The organism is Shewanella sp. (assembly GCF_051658185.1).
Taxonomy (GTDB): domain Bacteria; phylum Pseudomonadota; class Gammaproteobacteria; order Enterobacterales; family Shewanellaceae; genus Shewanella.
Window position 1 is genome coordinate 1 of sequence record NZ_JBOFMC010000408.1, and the last position, 1,633, is coordinate 1,633.

The 1,633-nt window shown below is 50.3% G+C and carries 1 protein-coding gene; it reads left to right on the plus strand.

Annotated features, from left to right (window positions below; genetic code table 11):
- The first annotated feature begins 412 nt into the window (after nucleotides 1-412).
- Complete coding sequence (locus tag ACRCZA_RS15175) at nucleotides 413-1,393, plus strand: TDT family transporter (protein WP_438675230.1); 981 nt, start codon at nucleotides 413-415, stop codon at nucleotides 1,391-1,393.
- Nucleotides 1,394-1,633: the final 240 nt, after the last annotated feature.

The window sequence follows — 1,633 nt, forward strand, 5'->3', positions numbered from 1 at the left end:
CTGTGCCGCGCTGAGTATTTAGTCATATATGATCTCCTCACATTGTAGAGTCGATGGCAACCATCATCCGGGCAAAGGGACATGAACCTGTTGTGGCGCCGAGTGTGTGAATGTCACTCGCCTCAACTTTACCGCCATGACCAACGGCAATAGCCGAATGTCACACAAAAGATCTCATCACGAGACATTGCGCCACAGCATCACGTGGGCTTATCTGTCGATTAGGACACGAATAACTTAAGGTTTTGTCATCGTTCGCGGCGCGACACATGCAAACTTTTGAGTAAGTAAAAGTTACCGCAAGGATAAAATCAATCAATTATATTTAACTGCGCACCCAGCATACACTGAGATGACCAAAACAGAATGCGCTATCGAGACACTGTTAAGTAATGTCAGCAAGGAGAAGTATATGACTTCGAAACGTATAAGCTGGACCGCACAAGTTGCCAAATTACCGAGCCCCATGGCAGGCTTAGCGTTGGCCATTGCCAGCTTAGGATGGGCGTGGGAAAACATGGTGCCATCACTTAATGGCGCAGGCCAACTCACCGGCGCCATTATCGCAGCCGTTATGCTGTTATGCCTGACGGTGAAGTTTGTCCTTCATCCCAACATTTTAAAAAATGAATTAAGCCACCCCGTTATCGGCAGCGTTATCCCTACCTTTGCGATGGCGCTGATGGTGATATCCAAAATGCTGGGCCATTACCTGCCCCATCAAGGGCTCGCACTCTGGCTAATTGCTATTGCCATCCATTTGATTTTTTTAGGCGCATTCATTTACTACCGTGCCATCGATTTTAAACTCGAGCATATGGTGCCAAGTTGGTTTGTGCCACCTATCGGGATTATTGTCGCTGCGGTGTCCTTCCCCGCCTCAGGCTACCAATGGTTGGTCGATCTGATCCTTGGATTTGGGATGCTGGCATACTTAGTCATGCTGCCATTAATGCTGTATCGCTTAATTTTTTGTCAAGCCATCCCCGATGCTGCTAAACCGACGATTGCCATTTTAGCCGCCCCCGCGAGCTTATCCCTTGCGGGTTACCTGACCGTCTGTGAGCAACCATCGGTCGCCTTAGTCGCACTGCTCGTCAGTATCGCGCTGCTGATGACAAGCGTTATCTACCTCGCATTCTTTCATCTACTCAAACTGCCTTTTAGCCCAGGTTATGCCGCCTTTACCTTCCCGATGGTGATTGGTGCAACGGCACTCTTTAAAACCTCGAGCTGGTTGTTGCAATTCAACCCGTTCGCAGAACTGGCAATGTGGGTACATTATTTAGCGGATGTCGAATTGATGGTGGCAACCCTAGTGGTCGGGTATGTTGCAGTGCGCTACTTAGCCCACTACTTCCCGATGACGTCAAAATCGGCGCAGACCTGCTAGCATTGCTGCCAAAGAAAACGCTCTACCACGTCAGCTCACCACTCCAACTCACCACTGGCCGGCCAAATGCACACCACAGGAACAGGCTGGCCAGCTATTTCCACGACTTGCAGACTGACCTCGATATCGCGCCTGAGCATGCCCCTTTGCCCGCCGCCGCTTAGCCCCTGAAGATCGCCAACGGCATTTAGGGTATATCTCCTTCATAACGACCCGCGACACCAGAGAGCTACCCCATCC

Coding starts and splice junctions, on each gene's coding strand:
- ACRCZA_RS15175 (WP_438675230.1), top strand. CDS start 413: ATGACTTCGAAACGTATAAGCTGGACCGCACAAGTTGCCAAATTACCG.